Below are 17,633 nucleotides of genomic sequence, written 5' to 3'. Positions count from 1 at the left end.
CCCTGACCGAACAGGGAGAACGATGACCGACAACCCGGCCGACTACGAGACCTTCCAGGCCGAGATGCGCCGGCTGCTCTCGGATCTCAAGGGCGCCGCCCCCGAGGTCGTCGAGGCGGAGACCGCGCGACTGCAGGCGATGGCCGAGCAGGTCCAGGACGAGCGCGGCCGCGAACGTGCCCGCTTCCGCGCCGCGGAGTTGCCGCGCCTGCTGGCCGGACCGGCCCCGGCGACCAGTGAGCAGTTCCGGCAGGCACAGATCCTGTTCGCCGAGGCGATCGACGGCGACGGACCCGCGCAGACCCGGATCGCGGAGATCGAGCGCGCGATCGAGCAGATCGGCCTGCTGTCGACCCAGGCGCCGCGCCGCGAGGCCGGTGCGATCCGCCGGATGTCCAGCCCGCTGATCCGGCTCGTCGACCACCTCCGGAGTACGGCCGGATGAGCGAGGGTCGGCCGGTCCCCCGCAACAGCAACGAGTACCTCTGGGTCCAGAGCGTGATCCGGTCGGTGGAGAAGCTCTCCGGCCGGCCGTCGCGGTGGAACGGCGAGCTGTACGAGGAGACCCGGCCGAACGTGGCCGGGAGCGCGCGGGACGACGGCGGGATGACGCTCAAGGTCAACGAGGTGCTCAAGCCGATCGGCCAGGCGTACACGGCGGGCCGTCCGCTCACCCCGGAAGAACTGATCGATGCGCAGGACGCCGTCCTGACCGTGGTCCACGAGGCGAAGCACCTCACCAATGCGCTGGGCGACGAGTCCGGGCCCGGCGCGACCGAGGTCTACTCCCCCGACACCTTGGTGGTCGAGGAGGGGCTGACCGAGACCTGGGCGCACGAGAACGTCAACGACGTCATCCAGGACATCGGCATGGACCGGGTGCAACCGGAACTCCTCGGCGTCGACTCGCCTGATTCCTACCCGGCGTACACGGCCGCGACCGACGAACTGGTTCGCGGTACGGCCGACGTCACCGGACTGTCCCAGAGCCAGGTCCGGGAGCAACTGGACCAGGCCCCACGAGCCCAGCGCTGGGGCGCGGCCGCCGATCTGGTGATCGAGAACCGGCTGAGCGACGTACTGCCACCGCAGGATCGCGAAACGGTCAGAACCGAACTACTGCAGTCCATGCGGCCCGCCATCGCCGACGTCGTCGGCACCCAACGGGACCGGAATCTTTCCGACGTCGCCAAGAGCATCGGTGGACATCAGCATGCCCAGCGGGCGGTCACGGCCCTGAGTACGACGACTGCCGGGCTTGAGGAGCAGTACCGGAATGCGGGCGCTCAGGCGCAGCAGCAGTCGCCTGAGGTGGAGCATTTGCGGAAGTTCTTGGGTGGACCGCCGCCGCAGGCTGGGAGCTATCGCGGGGGTCAGGGGGACGGCGCCGCGCCCGACAACGTGCGGTCATTGCGGGCCAAGCCGGAGAAGGGGCAGTCACCATCCCTTTAGGTGGTCGAGGTAGATGCCACCGGCTGGGCGGACCGTGCCCGTCATGAAGAGTTTGAGCGGGGCGGCGTACAGGCCGTAGGTGCGGGTGCCGGTGAAGAAGCCGGCCGACGAGCAGCCGTCGTAGCCGACCCAGACCTCGCGGATCCCCGTCGCGGTGTCGAAGCGCAGCACGATCGCTTCCTTCGGCCGGGCCGTCTGCGGCGTGCACTTGAAGACGGGCAGGCTCGGGTTGCGCTCCGGCAGCACCTTGATCGCGTCGACCACCTGCTGGGCCGTGGCCGCGTTGAAATGCGCCGACCCGAGCAGCATCTGCGCGCCCTCAAGGCGGTAGCGACAGGCCTCGAGGCCGAAGACGACGGCGTGGTCGAGATCCAGGCCGTCGCCGGACGGCAGTGCTTCGTGAGTGGGCGCCGCGAGGATCGCGTGCTGTTCCGGACACACAACGGTGGCCTCTGCCGGAGCCTCCGGCGCCATCTTCGAGCCGTTGTCCGCAGCGGAGCCGGCGGTCGAGCTCGTGGTGACCGGCGACGGACCGCCGATGACCCCCCACACTCCCCCGATCGCCGCGACGACCACTACCGCCGCAGCGGCCATCGTGAGCCGTTGCCGCCGCCTGTGGACCCGTCTGCGCGCTTCCGCGGCGTAGCCGGTACTACGCAAGCCCTGCACCGTGTGGGCCTTGCTCTGGAAGGCATCCGCGATCTGCGGGCCGAGCTCCTGCTCGTCCGGCTCAGGCATCCTCGGCTCCTTCCTTGCTCAGCGTGTTCTTCAGTACTGCCAGTGCCCGGTGTACGTGCGATCTGGCCGTGGCTTCGGCGCAGTGCAGCAGGTCTGCGATCTCGGCGTACGAGAGGTCCTCGTAGAAGCGCAGCACCACGGCAGTGCGCTGCTTGTCCGGCAAGGTCGCGCAGAGCGCCCACACAGCCTCTGCCTCGGCTCTGGAGCCGGCACCGTCCGGAGCTGCGGCAGCAGTCCTGGTCGGCTCCTCCACGGGGGCCTCCCGGCGGCGGAAGCGTCGCCACCAGGAGATGTGCGCGTTGACGACCATCCGCTTCACGTAGGCCTCAGGGTCCTCCGCCCGGCTGACCCGGCCCCAGCGCGCACAAGCGGTTGTCAGGGCGTCCTGAACCGCATCCTCGGCCAGCGTCTTGTCGCCGGTCAGGACGTAAGCGAACCGCAGCAGCGCATCGGACTTCTCCGTCACCCACAACTCGAAGTCGATAGCGCTGGATTGTGCCTCTGCTGCCGCCAAGGCTGCCTCCATACCCTCAGGACGGCGCTGGATCCTCGTTCGTTGCAGTCACCCGCAGAACCCTGAAGCCCTTCGCGCTGGCGATCCGCTCGCAGGGGTAGCCCTGCTCACCCAGCCAGCGCTGCAGCGAGTCCGCACCGAGGTTCTTGCCGACGACGAACCATCCCACGCCGTCGGGGGCAAGGCGAGCGAGCCAGTGCAGCAGCATCTTGTGCAGCTCGGGCTTGCCGATGTGGATGGCCGGGTTGGACCAGATCTGGTCGAACCGCACATCCTCCGGCACGTCTTCCACCAGGCTGGCGTGCACTCGTTCAGCAACCCCAGCAGCCTTGGCGTTCTCGGCAGTGAGCTCCAGTGCCCGGTTGTTCACGTCCACTGCCCAGACCTGCGCCTCAGGGTCCTCCACCGCCAGGGCACACGCGATCGGGCCGTAGCCGGTGCCCAGGTCGAGGTAGGTGCCGCCTGTGGTCGGTACGGGCGCCTCGCGCAGCAGGATCGACGTACCGAGGTCCAGCCGGTCGCGGGAGAAGACACCACTCGACGTGGTGAAGGTGTACTCACGTCCCCAGATCCGGGCGCCGACGGTACGCCGTACGTCGGCTGAGGTCGGCTCTGCCGTGAAAAAGTGGTCAGCCACGCGTGTGAACCTCTCCCCTGACGTTGCGAGCCTCGATGGCCCTCGCCGCCAGCTGGTCGTCTTCTGGGTACCCGACTTCTTCCAGGGTGAGCCCATGGGCGGGCAGAACGGTCACTGCCGAGTCCCGGACCTTCGCTGCCAGCACCTTGGCCGGCCAGTCCAGGTCACGGCGTCCGTCGCCCACCGGGACGATCGACCCCACCAGGGCCCGCACCATCGAGTGGCAGAAGGCATCCGCGATCACAGTGGCCTCGACCAGGCCGGGCGCAGTACGGCGCCAGCTGAACTCCTGCAGGGCGCGGACCGTACTGGCACCCTCCCGTCGCTTGCAGAAGGCGGCGAAGTCGTGCTCGCCCAGCAGCCGGGCAGAGGCCTCGTTCATCCGGTCCACGTCGAGTGGCTGCAGTACGCGCAGCACGTGGTTCCTGGTCAGCGGATCCCGGGCGATGTTGTCGTCGCAGATCCGGTAGACGTAACGGCGCCACAGGGCCGAGAAGCGGGCGTCGAACCCCTCGGGAGCTTCCATGCCCTTGATCACCCAGACATCGTCCGGCAGTACGCCGTTGAGCCGGTGGACCAGGTTCCGCGCGACGATCCCCTCGGGCAGCCAGACATGGACGACCTGGCCTCTGGCGTGGACGCCGGTGTCGGTCCGGCCGGCACAAGTCACGGACGGGAGCTCGGGCTGCCGCAGTACGGTGGCCAGCGCCTGCTCAAGCACCCCCTGGACGGTCCTGAGGCCCTCCTGACGGGCCCAGCCGTGGAATTCGGTGCCGTCATACCTGAGATCGATCCGCCAGCGCACAGGGCAATCTAACGCAGCAGCGCCCCTCCCCCCGAAAACGGGTGAAGGGGCGCTGCCGATGCGCTGCTGAGGAGTTACTTGTCCTCGGCGGTCTCGCCGGCCTTCGTGAAGCCGGCGGCCTGAGCGGCCTCTTCGGTCTGGAACCAGACCTCGGCGACCGTCTGGTCGTACCACGGCGAGTCGGTGCCGTGGTACTTCATCGAGTCCTCGTTGCCCTTGATGGTGTAGCCCTCGGGAGCGGCGCCGCCGTCCAGCGGAGCCGCGGAGCCCTCGTACTTGCCCGCGACGACGTCCTGGACCTTGGTCTCCTCGGCCGGGGTGTCCTCGACCTTGGCCTCGTCCTTGGCGGCCGCCTTCTTCGCGGTCGCCTTCTTGGCCGGAGCAGCCTTCTTCGCCGCGGCCTTGGCCTTCGGCGAGTCGGCCAGCGCCTCGACCAGCTCGATCTTCACCATGGGGGCGTTGTCGCCCTTGCGGGGGCCGAGCTTGATGATCCGGGTGTAGCCGCCCGGACGGTCCGCGTAGCGCTCGCCGATCTCGGTGAACAGCACGTGCACGACGGACTTGTCGCGAATCCGCTTCATCACCTGACGACGCGAGTGCTGGTCACCGCGCTTGGCCTTGGTGATCATCGACTCGGCCAGCGGCTGCAGGCGCTTGGCCTTGGTGGCCGTGGTGGTGATCGCGCCGTGCTCGAACAGCGAGGTGGCCAGGTTGCTGAGGATCAGCTTCTGGTGCGCCGCGCTGCCGCCGAGGCGGGAGCCCTTGGTAGGGGTAGGCATCTGTCTTTACTCCAGAAATCTCAGGCCCGGGTACGGGCCTTGGGATGGGCCTTGCTAGCTCAGTACTGCTCGGTCTCGGCGAAGCTCTCGTCCTCGTCCTCGGCGTCGTCGCCATAGGCCTCAGCGGCGGCGCGCAGGTCGAAGCCGGGGGGCGAGTCCTTCAGCGACAGGCCCATCTCGGCCAGCTTCAGCTTGACCTCGTCGATCGACTTGGAGCCGAAGTTGCGGATGTCCAGCAGGTCCTGCTCGCTGCGCGAGATCAGTTCACCCACGGTGTGGATGCCCTCGCGCTTGAGGCAGTTGTACGACCGGACGGTCAGCTGCAGGTCCTCGACCGGCAGGGCCAGGTCGGCCGCCATCTGCTCGTCGACCGGCGACGGGCCGATGTCGATGCCCTCGGCCTCGACGTTCAGCTCACGGGCCAGGCCGAACAGCTCGACCAGCGTCTTACCGGCCGACGCGACGGCGTCGCGGGGCAGCATCGACGGCTTGGTCTCGACGTCCACGACCAGACGGTCGAAGTCGGTGCGCTGCTCGACCCGAGTCGCCTCGACCTTGTACGTGACCTTGAGGACCGGGGAGTAGATCGAGTCGACCGGCATCCGGCCGATCTCGGCGTCCGCGGACTTGTTCTGGATCGCGGACACGTAGCCGCGGCCCCGCTCGACGACCAGCTCCATCTCGAGCCGGCCCTTCTCGTTCAGGGTGGCGATCTTCAGGTCCGGGTTGTGCACCTCGACACCGGCCGGCGGCGCGATGTCGGCGGCGGTCACGTCACCGGGGCCCTGCTTGCGCAGGTACATGGTGACGGGCTCGTCGTGCTCGGAGGAGACGACCAGGTCCTTGAGGTTCAGGATCAGCTGGGTGGCGTCTTCCTTCACCCCGGCGACGGTGGAGAACTCGTGCAGTACCCCGTCGACCTTGATGCTGGTGACGGCCGCGCCCGGGATGGACGACAGCAGGGTACGGCGGATGGAGTTGCCGAGGGTGTAACCGAAGCCCGGCTCCAGCGGCTCGATCACGAACCGCGAGCGGTGCTCGTCGACGACCTCTTCGGCCAGGGTGGGACGCTGCGCAATAAGCACTGTGTGTTCTTCCTTCTAGAGTTCCGCGACGACCACTATTTGAGGTCGCGAACCGAAGAAACGACCCGCGCCGCCGCCGGCTGGACAGCCGGCGGCGGCGACGGAATCAGTTCTTCGAGTAGAGCTCGACGATCAGGTGCTCGGCGACCTGGGTGTCGATCTGCGCCCGGGTGGGCAGCTGGTGAACCAGGATGCGCAGCCGCTCGGGCAGCGCGTCCAGCCAGGCCGGAACCACTCGCTCGGAGTGGGTCTCCCTGGCGATGATGAACGGGGTCATCTCGACCGACTTCGGCCGGACGTCGATCACGTCGTGCGCGGAAACGCGGTACGACGGGATGTTCACCTTGATGCCGTTCACGGTGAAGTGACCGTGCACGACGAGCTGACGGGCCTGACGACGGGTCCGGGCCAGACCGGCGCGGTACACGACGTTGTCGAGGCGGGACTCGAGGATGATCAGCAGGTTGTCACCGGTCTTACCAGGACGCCGCGAGGCCTCCTTGTAGTACAGGCTGAACTGTTTCTCGAGCACGCCGTAGGCGTAACGAGCCTTCTGCTTCTCACGAAGCTGGAGCAGGTACTCGCTCTCCTTGGGACGGCCGCGGCCGTGCATACCCGGCGGGTACGGACGACGCTCGAACGCCTTGTCGCCACCGACGAGGTCGACCCCGAGACGGCGCGACTTCTTGGTCATGGGTCCGGTGTAACGGGCCATTGTTAGTTACCTGCCTCTCTCTGGGTCAGACCCGGCGCCGCTTGGGAGGGCGGCAGCCGTTGTGCGCGGTCGGGGTGACGTCCTGGATGGTGCCGACCTCGAGGCCGACAGCTCCCAGCGAACGGATCGCGGTCTCACGGCCGGAGCCGGGACCCTTGACGAACACGTCGATCTTGCGCATGCCGTGCTCCATCGCCCGGCGCCCAGCGGCCTCGGCCGCCATCTGCGCGGCGAACGGGGTCGACTTGCGCGAGCCCTTGAAGCCGACGGTGCCCGCGGAGGCCCACGAGATGACCGCGCCGGTCGGGTCGGTGATCGTCACGATCGTGTTGTTGAACGTGCTCTTGATGTGCGCGTGGCCGGCGGCCACGTTCTTCTTCTCCTTGCGGCGCACCTTCTTCGCGCCGGCCGCGGTGCGGCTCTTGGGAGGCATAGGTCAGATACTCCTGGGGTGGTCGAAAGTCATCCGGGTCACTTCTTCTTCTTGCCGGCGATCGCCTTGCGACGACCCTTACGGCTGCGGGCGTTGGTCCGCGTGCGCTGACCACGCACCGGCAGGCCGCTGCGGTGCCGGCGACCCTGGTACGACCCGATCTCGATCTTGCGGCGGATGTCCGCGGTCACCTCGCGACGGAGGTCACCTTCGATCTTGTAGTTGCCTTCGATCCAGTCCCGGAGCTTCACCAGCTCCTCGTCGCCCAGTTCGTGGACGCGCTTGTCACCGGAGATGCCGGTGGCTTCGAGCGTCTTCAGGGCGCGAGTGCGACCTACACCGAAGATGTAGGTGAGAGCGACCTCGATGCGCTTGTCGCGCGGAAGGTCAACTCCTACGAGGCGTGCCATGTGGCGGTGTTCCTTTCGTCGGCAGAGGTGTGGTGGCGCGCTGCGTCCTTGCCCGCCTCGGTGAGTTTTTTGTCACCGGCAAGGCCCCGGCCTCTGTTCCGGGGGCAGCGTCCAGCTTGTTGCGGTGCTGGACGAGCATGCGCGCTGTGATGCGAAAGTGCTGTGTCCTGCTCGAGTACGGCTTGTATCAGCCTTGCCGCTGCTTGTGCCGCGGGTTCTCGCAGATCACCATGACCCGGCCGTGACGGCGGATCACCTTGCACTTGTCGCAGATCTTCTTGACGCTCGGATTGACCTTCATCGAGCTTCTTTCTTCGACAGGTGGTGTGGTGGTCTTACTTGTACCGATAGACGATGCGACCCCGGGTGAGGTCGTACGGCGACAGCTCCACGACTACCCGGTCCTCGGGGAGGATCCGGATGTAGTGCTGCCTCATCTTGCCGCTGATGTGCGCGAGCACCTTGTGCCCGTTGGACAGCTCAACACGGAACATCGCGTTCGGCAGGGCCTCGACGATGGTGCCCTCGAGTTCGATTACTCCCTCTTTTTTGGGCATGTCCTCGCACTTCTGTAGACGACAACTGAATTGGTGGTACTACCGACCCGCACCGCACTGGGCAGCACGAGAAGAGGCCACGAAGGGCCAAGGAAAGAGTTTACGCCACCGACCCACGAAAAACCCAATCGGGCCTCAGGACCGCCTCAGCAGGGGCGGGAGGCCTCGATCTCGGTCAGATGGTCGGCGCCCCACTGATCCAGGGGCATCAACGCGACGTTGAGCGATTCACCAAGCTTGGTAAGAGAGTACTCGACCTTGGGCGGAACCTGGTGGAACACCTCGCGGTGGACGATGTTGCGGCTCTCCAGCTCCCGCAGCTGCTGGATCAGCATCTTCTCGGTCACCCCGGTCACGTCCTTGCGCAGCTCCCCGAACCGGCGCGGCCCGTGGTGCAGCGCCCACAGGATCCTCGGCTTCCACTTCCCGCCGATCACATCCGCCGCGGCGTCCAGTCCACAGGTGTACGGCAGCACCGCGGCCATCGTCCCATCCTTACCTTTTGGTGAGTACCTGACTATTTAGTAGGTACTTGTCGACTTTATAGTCTGACGGCAAGTCTGGACCACATGAAGACACCTGTCACCGTCCTCGGTCTCGGCGCGATGGGCACCGCCCTCGCCCGGGCCTTCCTGGCCGCCGGCCACCCGACCACCGTCTGGAACCGCACCGCAGGCCGCTCCCCCGAGCTCGACGACCTGGGCGTCATCCGCGCGAGGAGCGTCGTCGATGCCGTCGTCGCGAGCCCGTTGGTCGTCGTCTGCCTACTGGACGACACCTCGGTCCGCAGCACGCTCCAGCCGGCAGCCTCCGAGCTCTCGCGGCGGACGCTGGTCAACCTCACCAACGGCACTCCCGAGCAGGCCCGGCGTGGCCTCGACTGGGCCGCACAGCACGGAGTGCAGTACCTGGACGGCGGGATCATGGCTGTCCCCGTGATGATCGGCGGGCCGGCCGCGTTCATCCTCTACAGCGGTTCGGCGGAGGCGTTCGAACAGCACCGGGACGACCTCGCGGTACTGGGCAGACCGACGTACGTCGGTGCCGACGCCGGGCTCGCTGCCCTGCAGGACCTGGCGTTGCTCAGTGCGATGTACGGGATGTTCGGCGGTGTCGCGCACGCCCTCGCGATGGTCTCCAGCGAGAAGCTCTCGCCGACCGCGTTCACTGATGACCTGCTGGTCCCCTGGCTCACCGCCATGCTCGGCTCGGTCACCAGGCTGGCCAAGGATCTCGAGTACGGCGCCGAATCGGGCGCGGCCGGCTCGAACCTCGCGATGCAGGCCGCTGCCTTCGGCAACTTCATCGATGCGTCGGAGGCTCAGGGCGTCGATCCGATGGTGCTGCGGCCGATCCACAGCTTGCTCGACCGGGCCGTCGCAGAGGGCCACGGCGATGAGGACCTGGCAGTGCTGGTGCGGCTACTCGCCAAGAACTAAAGGGATCCGGTGGCCAGCCACTGCTCGCCGGCTTGCCACACGTGCTCCGGCATCAGGTCGAGGAGGTCGCAAGCCGCGTCGAGTTGCGCGAGCGCAGTACCGGTGTCGCGGTAGGCGGGCAGGATGACGACGAAGCGGCGGCCTTCGGAGCTGAAGCCGAAGGGTGGGACCTGGGCCAGCGCCTCAGCGGCGCGGGGATGCAGGACCTGGCTGGCCAAGTCCTCGCGACCGTTGAACAGCTGGTACGTACCGGGCAGCCCTTCGATCTGGAGCTTGATCGGCAGCAGGCTGGCCGCCGCGACCGGAGCGAGCTGAGCAGGCAGCACCTGCAACGGCGGCAGCGGGCGGTCGACGGCCAGGTCGAGGAAGTCGAACCCCAGCTGGCGCCGCCCGACCTTGTGCCGGAAGCGGCCCGCCAGCAGCTCGCGGCCGCGGTGGCGCCCCGTGGTGACGTCGAAGACCTCGGCCGCGAGGTCAGTGCTGAACGGCGGGAACGGCCAGCGCTCGAGCAGTCTCGGGTCGGCCGCGCCGACCTGCCAGCCGAGCTGCTCGGCGGTCTCCGCCCAGGCCCGCCGCTGCTTGCCGTCGGACAGCCGCATCGCGACCGTGAAGATCACCAGGACCAGGAACCAGGCCAGGACCAGCCAGCCGACCCAGCGCGGTTCGACCAGCAGGCCGGCGATCACCAGCGGGATCGCGATCGCGAACCAGAGTACGAAGACCAGCGCGGACCCCTGCCGCAGTTGCCACACCCAGTCCGGCCGGAGCCGTGGACGCCGGGTGTGACGGCTGACCGGGGCCGCCGTCAACGTCGCTTTCCGAGCTGGCCGAGGATGATGAACGCCCACGGGATCAACAGCCAGACCGGCCAGAACTTCGGCCAGTCCCCGCCGTTGCCGAGCCCGACCACGAACCAGATCACCACGTTCAGCAAGACGACGCCGCCGAAGCCACCACCGAGGGCGACCAGGCCGTTCCCGCGCTTGTTCTTCGGCTGCCGCTCGGGGAAGTCACCGGGAGCCGGCGCGGGCGTCGTGTTCTGCACCACCGCAGGGGTCTGGTACGTCCGTACCGGCGGCAGGTCGCGGACCAGCGGTTCCAGCTCGCCGTACGTCTGGACGGCGTACAACTGGTCGAGCCGCGAGCTGAACTCGGGCTGATCCAGCCGGCCGTCGGCGAAGGCGTCCCGCAACCGGCCGGCGATCTTGTCGCGGTCGGCCTCGGTGAACCGCTGGTGTGGCTGGTACTGACTGGGCATGCCTCAAGTGTGCCTCAGCTCGGGAGCGCACGGCGTCCCCCGGCCGGTGGATGGCGGAGTCACTCGGAGAGTGGACCCGGTGGGTCAGTCGGCCAGCGGGCCGAACGTGACGCCGAGCTCCTTGAGCTTGGCCTCGCCGCCGTCGAGGGCGGTCAGCACCCAGGGCCCTTGCGGGGTGAGGGTGAAGGTGTGCTCGGTGTGCGCGGCGGCCAGCCCGTCGTCCGTGACGACCGTCCAGTCGTCCTCGAGCGTGTGGTTGTCCTGTTTGCCCAGCGTGAGCATCGGCTCGACCGCCAGCGCGAGACCCTCGACCAGCTTGGGCCCCTTGCCCGCCTTGCCGAAGTTCGGCACGTTCGGCGGCTGGTGCATCGCCGTCCCGATCCCGTGCCCGACGAAGTCCTCGACGATCCCGTACGCCGAGTTGGCGCGCACGTGCCGCTCCACTGCCGCCGAGATGTCGCTCAGCCGGCCGCCCAGCCTGGCAGCAGCGAACCCGTGCCACATCGACTCTTCGCAGATCCGAGCCAGCTCGAGCAGCTCCGGAGCGGCCTCGCCGACGCCGACCGTGATGGCCGCGTCGCCGTGCCAGCCGTTGACGATCGCACCGCAGTCGATCGAGATGAGGTCGCCGTCGGCCAGCACCCGGTCGCCCGGGATGCCGTGCACGATCTCGTCGTTCACCGACGCGCAGATCGAGCCGGTGAAGCCGTGATAGCCCAGGAACGAGGGCGTCGCGCCGGCCGAGCGGATCGCGTCCTCGGCGATCGCGTCCAGCTCACCGGTGGTGATACCGGGCTTGACCTCGCCGCGGAGCAGTTCCAGCGTGCGGCCGACGACCAGGCCGGCCGCACGCATGGAGATGATCTGTTCGCGGGTCTTGATCTCGATCCCGCGGTCCTTGAAGATCACTGAACTGCTCTTAACCTTCCAGGGTTTTCAGTGCAGTGAGCACTCGCTCGCTGACCTCTTCGATCTCGCCGACGCCGTCCACCTCGACCAGCAGGCCGCGCTGGGCGTACACCCGCAGCAGCGGCTTGGTCTCGGCGGTGTAGACCTCCTGGCGATGCCGGATGACATCCTCGGAGTCGTCGCTGCGCCCGTCCACCTTGGCCCGGTTGAGCATCCGGTCGACCAGTACGTCGGTGTCCGCGACCAGCGCGACCACGGCGTCCAGCTGGTGGCCGTGCTCGGCCAGGATGTCGTCCAGCGTGCCGACCTGCGGCAGCGTCCGCGGGTACCCGTCGAGCAGGAAGCCCTCACCCGCGTCCGCCTCCGACAACCGGTCGCGCACCATTGCGTTGGTGACCTCGTCGGGGACGTAGTTGCCCGCGTCCATGTACCGCTTCGCCTCGAGACCCAGCGGGGTCTCGTCCTTCACGTTCGCGCGGAAGATGTCGCCGGTGGATACGGCCGGGATCCCGAGCCGGTCCGCAAGCACCTTTGCCTGCGTACCCTTACCCGCTCCGGGCGGACCCATCAGCAACATTCTCATCAGCGCAGGAACCCTTCGTAATTACGTTGCTGCAGCTGCGACTCGATCTGCTTCACCGTGTCCAGACCGACGCCCACCATGATCAGGATCGACGTACCACCGAACGGGAAGTTCTGGCTGGCGTTGAGCAGGACGAGGGCGACCAGCGGAATCATCGAGATGATCGCCAGGTAGATCGCGCCGGGCAACGTGATGCGGGACAGAACGTAGGAGAGGTACTCCTCGGTCGGCCGGCCCGCCCGGATCCCGGGAATGAAGCCGCCGTACTTCTTCATGTTGTCTGCAACTTCCTTCGGATTGAAGGTAATCGAGACGTAGAAGTACGTGAAGAAGATGATCAGGGCGACATACGTCACCATGTAGATCGGGTGATCGCCCTTGACCAGGTTGCCCTGGATCCACTGCGCCCATGGTTTGTCCTGCCGGAACTGGCTGACCAGCACCGGCAGATACAGCAGGCTCGAGGCGAAGATGACCGGGATGACGCCGGCCTGGTTCACCTTCAGCGGGATGTACGTCGAGGTGCCGCCGAACATCTTCCGGCCGACCATCCGCTTGGCGTACTGCACCGGGATCCGGCGTTGCGCCTGTTCGATGAAGATGACCGCGGCCATGATCACCAACCCGATGACGAGCACGACGATGAAGGTGCCGATGCCCTTCGACTTGCGGATGCTCCACAGCTGGGTCGGGAAGGTGGCGACGATCTGGGTGAAGATCAGGATCGACATGCCGTTGCCGACACCGCGATCGGTGATCAGCTCACCCAGCCACATCACCACACCGGTACCGGCGGTCATGGTGAGCACCATCACGACGACCGGGAACCAGCCGTCCTTGTACAGCAGCGGTTCGCTGCAGCCCTGGAAGAGCCGGCCGGGGGTGCGGGCGAGCGCGACGAACGCGGTCGCCTGCAGGATCGCCAGTCCGACGGTCAGGAAGCGGGTGTACTGGGTGATCTTGGTCTGGCCCGCCTGGCCCTCCTTCTTCAGCGACTCCAGCCGCGGGATGACCACGGTGAGCAGCTGCAGAATGATGCTGGCGGTGATGTACGGCATGATGCCCAGCGCGAAGATCGCGAGCTGCAGCAGTGCCCCACCGGAGAACAGGTTGATCAGGTTGTACAGGTTCGCGTTCGCGCCGTTCTTACCCACGTCAATGCAGGTATGCAGCGACTTGACGTTGACGCCAGGTGCCGGCACGACGGAGCCGATCCGGAAGATCACGACGATGAAGAGCACGAACAAGATCTTCCGGCGCAGGTCCGGAGTCTTGAACGCGTTGGCAAAGGCGCCTAACACCCTGTCCTCCCACATGTTTTCCTTGCCCCGGGCAGGGCAGGGCACTAGCAAAGCAGCTGGGCAAGAGACGAACCAGGGCCCGTCCGAACTCCAGCGCACAATATACAAGCGCTGGCTCGCACGAGCCCTGGGTACTCACACCTCGGTAGTGGTTCCTCCGGCCGCCGCGATCTTCTCCTTGGCGGACTTCGAGAACTTGTGCACCGAAACTTGCAGAGCAACCGTGAGCTCGCCGTCGCCCAGCACCTTCACCGGGAGACTGTCACGGACCGCGCCCTTGGCGACCAGGTCGGCTACGCCGATCTCGCCACCGTCAGGAAACAGCTGTCCGAGCTTGTCCAGGTTAACGACCTGGAACTCCACTCGGTTCCTGCTCTTGAAGCCCTTCAGCTTCGGGAGCCGCATGTGCAACGGCATCTGGCCACCCTCGAAGTTCTCGGGGATGTTGTTACGGGCCTTGCTGCCCTTGGTACCACGGCCGGCCGTCTTGCCCTTGGAGCCCTCACCACGACCAACGCGGGTCTTGGCGGTCTTGGCTCCGGGCGCCGGACGCAGGTGATGAACCTTGAGCGCCATGTCAGTCAACCTCTTCGACGGTGATGAGGTGGCGAACCGCACGGACCATTCCGCGAACCTCGGGCCGGTCCTCGTGGACGGCGGTGTCGCCGATCCGCTTGACGCCCAGGGTGCGCAGCGTGTCCCGCTGGTTCTGCTTGCCACCGATGCCGGAACGGGTCTGGGTCACCTTCAAGCGTGCCATCAGGAGATCCCCTCCGCCCGCGCCTTCAGCAGCGCCGCCGGGGCGACGTGCTCGACCGGCATGCCACGGCGCGCGGCCACGGCTTCCGGCGTCTCCAGGGACTGCAGCGCCGCAACGGTGGCGTGAACCACGTTGATGGCGTTGGACGACCCCAGCGACTTGCTCAGGATGTCGTGGATCCCGGCGCACTCCAGTACGGCGCGCGCCGAGCCACCCGCGATCACACCGGTACCGGGAGCGGCCGGACGCAGCATCACAACGCCTGCGGCCTTCTCGCCCTGGACCGGGTGCGGGATGGTGCCCTGGATCCTCGGCACCTTGAAGAACGACTTCTTGGCCTCCTCGACACCCTTGGCGATCGCCGCGGGCACCTCCTTGGCCTTTCCGTACCCCACACCGACGGTGCCTTCACCGTCGCCGACGACCACGAGGGCGGTGAAGCTGAAGCGACGACCACCCTTCACGACCTTAGCGACACGGTTGATGGCTACCACGCGCTCGATGTAGGCGGTCTTGTCAGCTGCCGCACCACGACCACCGTCGCGGTTACGGCGCTCACCACCGGCGCCGCCTCCGCGACGCTGCTGGCCTCCGCTCATTTCGAACTACCTTCTTCCTTTTGTGTCGCCATGTCAGAAGCCGAGGCCGCCCTCACGGGCGGCGTCGGCCAGGGCCGCGATCCGGCCGTGGTACTTGTTCCCGGCGCGGTCGAAGACGACCTCGTCGATGCCAGCGGCCTTGGCGCGGTCGGCGATCAAACCGCCCACGGTCTTGGCCTTGTCCGTCTTGTTCGCCTCCGCACCGCGCAGGTCGGCCTCCATCGTGGAAGCCGAGACCAGCGTGACGCCGGCGACGTCGTCGATGACCTGAGCGAACAGGTGCTTCGACGACTTGCTGACCACCAGGCGCGGCCGGTCGGCCGTGCCGTTGACCTTCTTGCGGACGCGGATCTGGCGACGCAGCCGGGAAGAGGTCTTCTTGGCGGAGTGCTTGTTGTGACGCAATCCGATCGCCATTACTTACCAGCCTTTCCGACCTTGCGGCGCACCTGCTCGCCCGCGTACCGCACACCCTTGCCCTTGTACGGCTCGGGCTTGCGCAGCTTGCGGATGTTGGCGGCAACTTCGCCGACCGACTGCTTGTCGATTCCCTGCACCGAGAACTTCGTCGGGGCCTCGACCACGAACGTGATGCCCTCAGGGGCGTCCACGGTGATGGTGTGGCTGTAGCCGAGCGAGAACTCCAGCTGGGTCGGTCCCTTGGCCAGGACGCGGTACCCGACGCCGACGATCTCGAGCTTCTTCTCGTAGCCGTCCGTCACGCCGGTCACCAGGTTGGCGATCAGAGTGCGGGACAGGCCGTGCAGTTCCTTGCTCTTGCGCTGGTCGTCCGGACGCTTGACGGCGATCGTGCCGTCCTCGTCGCGGTCGACCACGATGGGCTCCGCAACAACGTGCGAGAGCTGGCCCTTGGGGCCCTTCACAGTGACCGTCTGGCCGTCGATCGTGACGTCGACGCCGGACGGGACCGTGATCGGGAGCTTACCGATGCGAGACATGAGAGTGGTCCTCCTTCCGGTTCTTCGTCACCAGACGTAGGCGAGGACTTCCCCGCCAACGCCCTTGTTCTTGGCCTGCCGGTCGGTCAGGAGTCCCTGCGACGTCGAGATGATCGCGACGCCGAGGCCACCGAGCACCTTGGGCAGATTGGTCGACTTCGCGTACACCCGCAGGCCGGGCTTGCTGATCCGGCGAACGCCCGCGATCGAGCGCTCCCGGCTCGGGCCGAACTTCAGATCAACAACGAGCGTCTTGCCGACGGTGCCCTCTTTGGGCTCCTCCACCTGGTAGGAGGAGATGTAACCCTCCTGCTGGAGGATGTCGGCGATGCCCTGCTTGATCTTGCTGTACGGCATCTGGGTCGACTCGTGATACGCCTGGTTGGCGTTGCGCAGACGAGTGAGCATGTCTGCGATCGGGTCGGTCATCGTCATGGCCTGGGGCCTCTTTCCCGCCGTGGTTTCGCCTCGTGGCGACCTACGGTGACTAGATTTTGAGTAGTGAGAAGAACCGTGCTGGCAGTGCGGATGGTCACCAGCTGGACTTGGTGACGCCGGGCAGCTCGCCCCGGTGTGCCATCTCGCGCAGGCAGATCCGGCACAGGCCGAACTTGCGGAAGACGGCCTTGGGCCGGCCGCAGCGCTGGCAGCGCGTGTATCCACGCACCGCGAACTTCGGCGTCCGGGCCTGCTTGACCTTGAGTGCTGTCTTCGCCACGTCAGTTCTCCTTGAACGGGAAGCCGAGCTGCCGCAGCAGCGCGCGCCCCTCGTCGTCGTTCTTGGCGGTGGTCACCACGGTGATGTCCATTCCGCGAACCCGGTCGATCTTGTCCTGGTTGATCTCGTGGAACATCACCTGCTCGGTCAGACCGAAGGTGTAGTTGCCGTTGCCGTCGAACTGCTTCGGGGAAAGACCGCGGAAGTCGCGGATCCGGGGCAGTGCGAGCGAGAGCAACCGGTCCAGGAACTCCCACATCCGGTCGCCGCGCAGCGTGACGTGCGCGCCGATCGGCATGCCCTCACGCAGCTTGAACTGCGCGATCGACTTGCGGGCCTTGGTCACCGACGGCTTCTGGCCGGTGATCGCGGCCAGGTCCTTGATGGCACCGTCGATCAGCTTGGAGTCGCGAGCCGCCTCGCCGACACCCATGTTCACCACGATCTTGGTGAGTCCGGGCACCTGCATGACGTTCTCGAAGTTGAACTCCTCGTTCAGCTTCGCCACGATCTCTTCGCGGTACTTGGTCTTCAACCGGGGCAACGTCTTCGCCTCGGGGGCTGCGGTGGTCATCAGATCTCCTCGCCGGTACGCCGCGCGATCCGAACGCTCCGGAAACCGGTGTACGTCGAGCCGTCGGGGCGCCGCTTCTGCACCTCGACGCGGTTGTAACCCACGCGGGTGGTCACCTTCTGCTTCTTGCCGTCCTTCTCGACCTCGACCAGAAGCATCACGTTGGAGACGTGGATCGGGGCTTCCTGGGTGACGATGCCACCCGTGGTGCCGCCGCGCTGGGCCTGCTGCACCTTGGTGTGCTTCTTGACCCGGTTCACGCCTTCGACGATGACCTTTTCGGCCTCGGGCAGGACCGAGATGATCTTGCCCTCGAGGCCCTTGGACTTGCCGGCGATCACGCGGACGAGATCACCCTTCTTGACGTGCAGCGAACGCTGCACCTTCTGCTGGGGCTTACCTGACATC

The 17,633-nt window shown here is 66.8% G+C and carries 29 protein-coding genes; 3 read left to right on the top strand and 26 right to left on the bottom strand.

From position 1 onward, the window contains the following. Positions 1-22: 22 nt before the first annotated feature. Both ABD116_RS27930 and ABD116_RS27925 read left to right on the top strand, forming a co-directional pair. Entirely contained in the window at positions 23-445 is a 423-nt protein-coding gene (locus tag ABD116_RS27930; protein WP_343976493.1) for a hypothetical protein, read from the top strand. Beyond that, positions 442-1,452: a hypothetical protein gene (locus ABD116_RS27925; RefSeq protein WP_343976490.1), complete on the top strand. Its 1,011-nt coding sequence runs from the start codon at positions 442-444 to the stop codon at positions 1,450-1,452. Before ABD116_RS27930 ends, ABD116_RS27925 begins: the two co-directional genes overlap by 4 nt. Here ABD116_RS27925 and ABD116_RS27920 read toward each other — a convergent pair. The 12 genes from ABD116_RS27920 to ABD116_RS27860 form a co-directional block, all read right to left on the bottom strand. After that, positions 1,438-2,190: a hypothetical protein gene (locus ABD116_RS27920; protein WP_343976487.1), complete on the bottom strand. Its 753-nt coding sequence runs from the start codon at positions 2,188-2,190 to the stop codon at positions 1,438-1,440. The genes ABD116_RS27925 and ABD116_RS27920 overlap by 15 nt on opposite strands. Further along, positions 2,183-2,716 carry a SigE family RNA polymerase sigma factor gene (locus ABD116_RS27915; protein WP_343976484.1) on the bottom strand — a complete coding sequence of 178 codons (534 nt, stop codon included), beginning with the start codon at positions 2,714-2,716 and terminating at the stop codon, positions 2,183-2,185. Before ABD116_RS27915 ends, ABD116_RS27920 begins: the two co-directional genes overlap by 8 nt. Before the next feature lie 4 nt (positions 2,717-2,720). Next, on the bottom strand, positions 2,721-3,341 hold the full coding sequence (locus tag ABD116_RS27910) for a class I SAM-dependent methyltransferase (RefSeq protein WP_343976481.1): 621 nt from the start codon (positions 3,339-3,341) through the stop codon (positions 2,721-2,723). Further along, positions 3,334-4,146 (bottom strand): tRNA pseudouridine(38-40) synthase TruA, encoded by an 813-nt coding sequence (truA, locus tag ABD116_RS27905; RefSeq protein ID WP_343976479.1) that lies wholly within the window; start codon positions 4,144-4,146, stop codon positions 3,334-3,336. Before truA ends, ABD116_RS27910 begins: the two co-directional genes overlap by 8 nt. Before the next feature lie 74 nt (positions 4,147-4,220). Then, positions 4,221-4,925 carry a 50S ribosomal protein L17, sunset domain variant gene (rplQ, locus tag ABD116_RS41860; protein ID WP_425552162.1) on the bottom strand — a complete coding sequence of 235 codons (705 nt, stop codon included), beginning with the start codon at positions 4,923-4,925 and terminating at the stop codon, positions 4,221-4,223. 59 nt (positions 4,926-4,984) lie between these two features. Continuing rightward, entirely contained in the window at positions 4,985-6,010 is a 1,026-nt protein-coding gene (locus tag ABD116_RS27890) for a DNA-directed RNA polymerase subunit alpha (protein WP_112243143.1), read from the bottom strand. Positions 6,011-6,116: 106 nt separating this feature from the next. Beyond that, the gene (gene rpsD, locus ABD116_RS27885) at positions 6,117-6,725 is read right to left on the bottom strand and encodes a 30S ribosomal protein S4 (protein ID WP_328329366.1); all 609 of its coding nucleotides are present in this window, start codon (positions 6,723-6,725) and stop codon (positions 6,117-6,119) included. 25 nt (positions 6,726-6,750) lie between these two features. Beyond that, complete coding sequence (gene rpsK, locus ABD116_RS27880; RefSeq protein ID WP_012923659.1) at positions 6,751-7,158, bottom strand: 30S ribosomal protein S11; 408 nt, start codon at positions 7,156-7,158, stop codon at positions 6,751-6,753. A gap of 38 nt (positions 7,159-7,196) precedes the next feature. Further along, positions 7,197-7,568, bottom strand: a complete 372-nt coding sequence (gene rpsM / locus ABD116_RS27875; RefSeq protein ID WP_012923660.1) for a 30S ribosomal protein S13 — start codon at positions 7,566-7,568, stop codon at positions 7,197-7,199. A gap of 187 nt (positions 7,569-7,755) precedes the next feature. Beyond that, the gene (rpmJ, locus tag ABD116_RS27870) at positions 7,756-7,869 is read right to left on the bottom strand and encodes a 50S ribosomal protein L36 (RefSeq protein WP_008361054.1); all 114 of its coding nucleotides are present in this window, start codon (positions 7,867-7,869) and stop codon (positions 7,756-7,758) included. A gap of 34 nt (positions 7,870-7,903) precedes the next feature. Further along, the gene (gene infA / locus ABD116_RS27865; RefSeq protein ID WP_012923661.1) at positions 7,904-8,125 is read right to left on the bottom strand and encodes a translation initiation factor IF-1; all 222 of its coding nucleotides are present in this window, start codon (positions 8,123-8,125) and stop codon (positions 7,904-7,906) included. Positions 8,126-8,271: 146 nt separating this feature from the next. Next, positions 8,272-8,610, bottom strand: a complete 339-nt coding sequence (locus ABD116_RS27860) for a winged helix-turn-helix transcriptional regulator (protein ID WP_343976473.1) — start codon at positions 8,608-8,610, stop codon at positions 8,272-8,274. 84 nt (positions 8,611-8,694) lie between these two features. Here ABD116_RS27860 and ABD116_RS27855 point away from each other — a divergent pair, with 84 nt between their 5' ends. Beyond that, a complete protein-coding gene (locus ABD116_RS27855; protein WP_343976471.1) occupies positions 8,695-9,564 on the top strand; it encodes an NAD(P)-dependent oxidoreductase in 870 nt (289 codons plus the stop codon). Here the strand turns inward: ABD116_RS27855 and ABD116_RS27850 are convergent. The 14 genes from ABD116_RS27850 to rplX all read right to left on the bottom strand — a co-directional run bounded on the left by ABD116_RS27850 (position 9,561) and on the right by rplX (position 17,632). Further along, positions 9,561-10,373, bottom strand: coding sequence for a hypothetical protein (locus ABD116_RS27850; protein ID WP_343976468.1), 813 nt, complete (start codon positions 10,371-10,373; stop codon positions 9,561-9,563). The two genes, ABD116_RS27855 and ABD116_RS27850, sit on opposite strands and share 4 nt — an antisense overlap. Next, positions 10,370-10,822 (bottom strand): DUF1707 SHOCT-like domain-containing protein, encoded by a 453-nt coding sequence (locus ABD116_RS27845; RefSeq protein ID WP_343976465.1) that lies wholly within the window; start codon positions 10,820-10,822, stop codon positions 10,370-10,372. Before ABD116_RS27845 ends, ABD116_RS27850 begins: the two co-directional genes overlap by 4 nt. Before the next feature lie 84 nt (positions 10,823-10,906). After that, positions 10,907-11,731, bottom strand: a complete 825-nt coding sequence (gene map, locus ABD116_RS27840) for a type I methionyl aminopeptidase (RefSeq protein WP_343976462.1) — start codon at positions 11,729-11,731, stop codon at positions 10,907-10,909. Between the two features lie 10 nt (positions 11,732-11,741). Next, positions 11,742-12,314 carry an adenylate kinase gene (locus ABD116_RS27835; RefSeq protein ID WP_343976459.1) on the bottom strand — a complete coding sequence of 191 codons (573 nt, stop codon included), beginning with the start codon at positions 12,312-12,314 and terminating at the stop codon, positions 11,742-11,744. Beyond that, positions 12,314-13,615, bottom strand: a complete 1,302-nt coding sequence (gene secY, locus ABD116_RS27830; RefSeq protein ID WP_343976456.1) for a preprotein translocase subunit SecY — start codon at positions 13,613-13,615, stop codon at positions 12,314-12,316. The genes ABD116_RS27835 and secY overlap by 1 nt, the downstream gene beginning before the upstream one ends. A gap of 135 nt (positions 13,616-13,750) precedes the next feature. Next, the gene (gene rplO / locus ABD116_RS27825) at positions 13,751-14,191 is read right to left on the bottom strand and encodes a 50S ribosomal protein L15 (RefSeq protein ID WP_343976453.1); all 441 of its coding nucleotides are present in this window, start codon (positions 14,189-14,191) and stop codon (positions 13,751-13,753) included. A 1-nt stretch (position 14,192) separates the two neighbouring features. After that, positions 14,193-14,375, bottom strand: a complete 183-nt coding sequence (gene rpmD / locus ABD116_RS27820; protein ID WP_328329386.1) for a 50S ribosomal protein L30 — start codon at positions 14,373-14,375, stop codon at positions 14,193-14,195. After that, positions 14,375-14,974, bottom strand: a complete 600-nt coding sequence (rpsE, locus tag ABD116_RS27815) for a 30S ribosomal protein S5 (protein ID WP_343976447.1) — start codon at positions 14,972-14,974, stop codon at positions 14,375-14,377. The genes rpmD and rpsE overlap by 1 nt, the downstream gene beginning before the upstream one ends. A 33-nt stretch (positions 14,975-15,007) precedes the next feature. Next, on the bottom strand, positions 15,008-15,391 hold the full coding sequence (rplR, locus tag ABD116_RS27810; RefSeq protein ID WP_020388094.1) for a 50S ribosomal protein L18: 384 nt from the start codon (positions 15,389-15,391) through the stop codon (positions 15,008-15,010). Continuing rightward, positions 15,391-15,933, bottom strand: coding sequence for a 50S ribosomal protein L6 (gene rplF, locus ABD116_RS27805; RefSeq protein WP_343976443.1), 543 nt, complete (start codon positions 15,931-15,933; stop codon positions 15,391-15,393). The genes rplR and rplF overlap by 1 nt, the downstream gene beginning before the upstream one ends. A 27-nt stretch (positions 15,934-15,960) precedes the next feature. Further along, positions 15,961-16,368: a 30S ribosomal protein S8 gene (gene rpsH, locus ABD116_RS27800; protein WP_164598719.1), complete on the bottom strand. Its 408-nt coding sequence runs from the start codon at positions 16,366-16,368 to the stop codon at positions 15,961-15,963. A gap of 97 nt (positions 16,369-16,465) precedes the next feature. After that, positions 16,466-16,651 (bottom strand): type Z 30S ribosomal protein S14, encoded by a 186-nt coding sequence (locus tag ABD116_RS27795; RefSeq protein ID WP_132167346.1) that lies wholly within the window; start codon positions 16,649-16,651, stop codon positions 16,466-16,468. A gap of 1 nt (position 16,652) precedes the next feature. Continuing rightward, on the bottom strand, positions 16,653-17,225 hold the full coding sequence (gene rplE / locus ABD116_RS27790; RefSeq protein ID WP_343976439.1) for a 50S ribosomal protein L5: 573 nt from the start codon (positions 17,223-17,225) through the stop codon (positions 16,653-16,655). After that, positions 17,225-17,632, bottom strand: a complete 408-nt coding sequence (rplX, locus tag ABD116_RS27785) for a 50S ribosomal protein L24 (protein ID WP_343976436.1) — start codon at positions 17,630-17,632, stop codon at positions 17,225-17,227. Before rplX ends, rplE begins: the two co-directional genes overlap by 1 nt. Between the last annotated feature and the right edge of the window lies 1 nt (position 17,633).

This window comes from Kribbella koreensis, assembly GCF_039525325.1.
GTDB classification, from domain to species: domain Bacteria; phylum Actinomycetota; class Actinomycetes; order Propionibacteriales; family Kribbellaceae; genus Kribbella; species Kribbella koreensis.
Note: the sequence above shows the minus strand (reverse complement) of the source record. Positions and strands in the feature narration are given on the sequence as shown.

What these genes read in the sequence shown, in the direction of transcription:
- rpsH (WP_164598719.1), bottom strand. Translation starts at nt 16,368, where the DNA reads ATGACGATGACCGACCCGATCGCAGACATGCTCACTCGTCTGCGCAAC.
- rpsE (WP_343976447.1), bottom strand. Translation starts at nt 14,974, where the DNA reads ATGAGCGGAGGCCAGCAGCGTCGCGGAGGCGGCGCCGGTGGTGAGCGC.
- infA (WP_012923661.1), bottom strand. Translation starts at nt 8,125, where the DNA reads ATGCCCAAAAAAGAGGGAGTAATCGAACTCGAGGGCACCATCGTCGAG.
- rplR (WP_020388094.1), bottom strand. Translation starts at nt 15,391, where the DNA reads ATGGCGATCGGATTGCGTCACAACAAGCACTCCGCCAAGAAGACCTCT.
- ABD116_RS27860 (WP_343976473.1), bottom strand. Translation starts at nt 8,610, where the DNA reads ATGGCCGCGGTGCTGCCGTACACCTGTGGACTGGACGCCGCGGCGGAT.
- rplO (WP_343976453.1), bottom strand. Translation starts at nt 14,191, where the DNA reads ATGGCGCTCAAGGTTCATCACCTGCGTCCGGCGCCCGGAGCCAAGACC.
- rpsD (WP_328329366.1), bottom strand. Translation starts at nt 6,725, where the DNA reads ATGGCCCGTTACACCGGACCCATGACCAAGAAGTCGCGCCGTCTCGGG.
- ABD116_RS27915 (WP_343976484.1), bottom strand. Translation starts at nt 2,716, where the DNA reads ATGGAGGCAGCCTTGGCGGCAGCAGAGGCACAATCCAGCGCTATCGAC.
- ABD116_RS27835 (WP_343976459.1), bottom strand. Translation starts at nt 12,314, where the DNA reads ATGAGAATGTTGCTGATGGGTCCGCCCGGAGCGGGTAAGGGTACGCAG.
- rplF (WP_343976443.1), bottom strand. Translation starts at nt 15,933, where the DNA reads ATGTCTCGCATCGGTAAGCTCCCGATCACGGTCCCGTCCGGCGTCGAC.
- rplE (WP_343976439.1), bottom strand. Translation starts at nt 17,225, where the DNA reads ATGACCACCGCAGCCCCCGAGGCGAAGACGTTGCCCCGGTTGAAGACC.
- rpmD (WP_328329386.1), bottom strand. Translation starts at nt 14,375, where the DNA reads ATGGCACGCTTGAAGGTGACCCAGACCCGTTCCGGCATCGGTGGCAAG.
- ABD116_RS27855 (WP_343976471.1), top strand. Translation starts at nt 8,695, where the DNA reads ATGAAGACACCTGTCACCGTCCTCGGTCTCGGCGCGATGGGCACCGCC.
- ABD116_RS27930 (WP_343976493.1), top strand. Translation starts at nt 23, where the DNA reads ATGACCGACAACCCGGCCGACTACGAGACCTTCCAGGCCGAGATGCGC.
- ABD116_RS27920 (WP_343976487.1), bottom strand. Translation starts at nt 2,190, where the DNA reads ATGCCTGAGCCGGACGAGCAGGAGCTCGGCCCGCAGATCGCGGATGCC.
- rplX (WP_343976436.1), bottom strand. Translation starts at nt 17,632, where the DNA reads ATGTCAGGTAAGCCCCAGCAGAAGGTGCAGCGTTCGCTGCACGTCAAG.
- rpmJ (WP_008361054.1), bottom strand. Translation starts at nt 7,869, where the DNA reads ATGAAGGTCAATCCGAGCGTCAAGAAGATCTGCGACAAGTGCAAGGTG.
- rpsK (WP_012923659.1), bottom strand. Translation starts at nt 7,158, where the DNA reads ATGCCTCCCAAGAGCCGCACCGCGGCCGGCGCGAAGAAGGTGCGCCGC.
- rpsM (WP_012923660.1), bottom strand. Translation starts at nt 7,568, where the DNA reads ATGGCACGCCTCGTAGGAGTTGACCTTCCGCGCGACAAGCGCATCGAG.
- ABD116_RS27845 (WP_343976465.1), bottom strand. Translation starts at nt 10,822, where the DNA reads ATGCCCAGTCAGTACCAGCCACACCAGCGGTTCACCGAGGCCGACCGC.
- rplQ (WP_425552162.1), bottom strand. Translation starts at nt 4,925, where the DNA reads ATGCCTACCCCTACCAAGGGCTCCCGCCTCGGCGGCAGCGCGGCGCAC.
- ABD116_RS27925 (WP_343976490.1), top strand. Translation starts at nt 442, where the DNA reads ATGAGCGAGGGTCGGCCGGTCCCCCGCAACAGCAACGAGTACCTCTGG.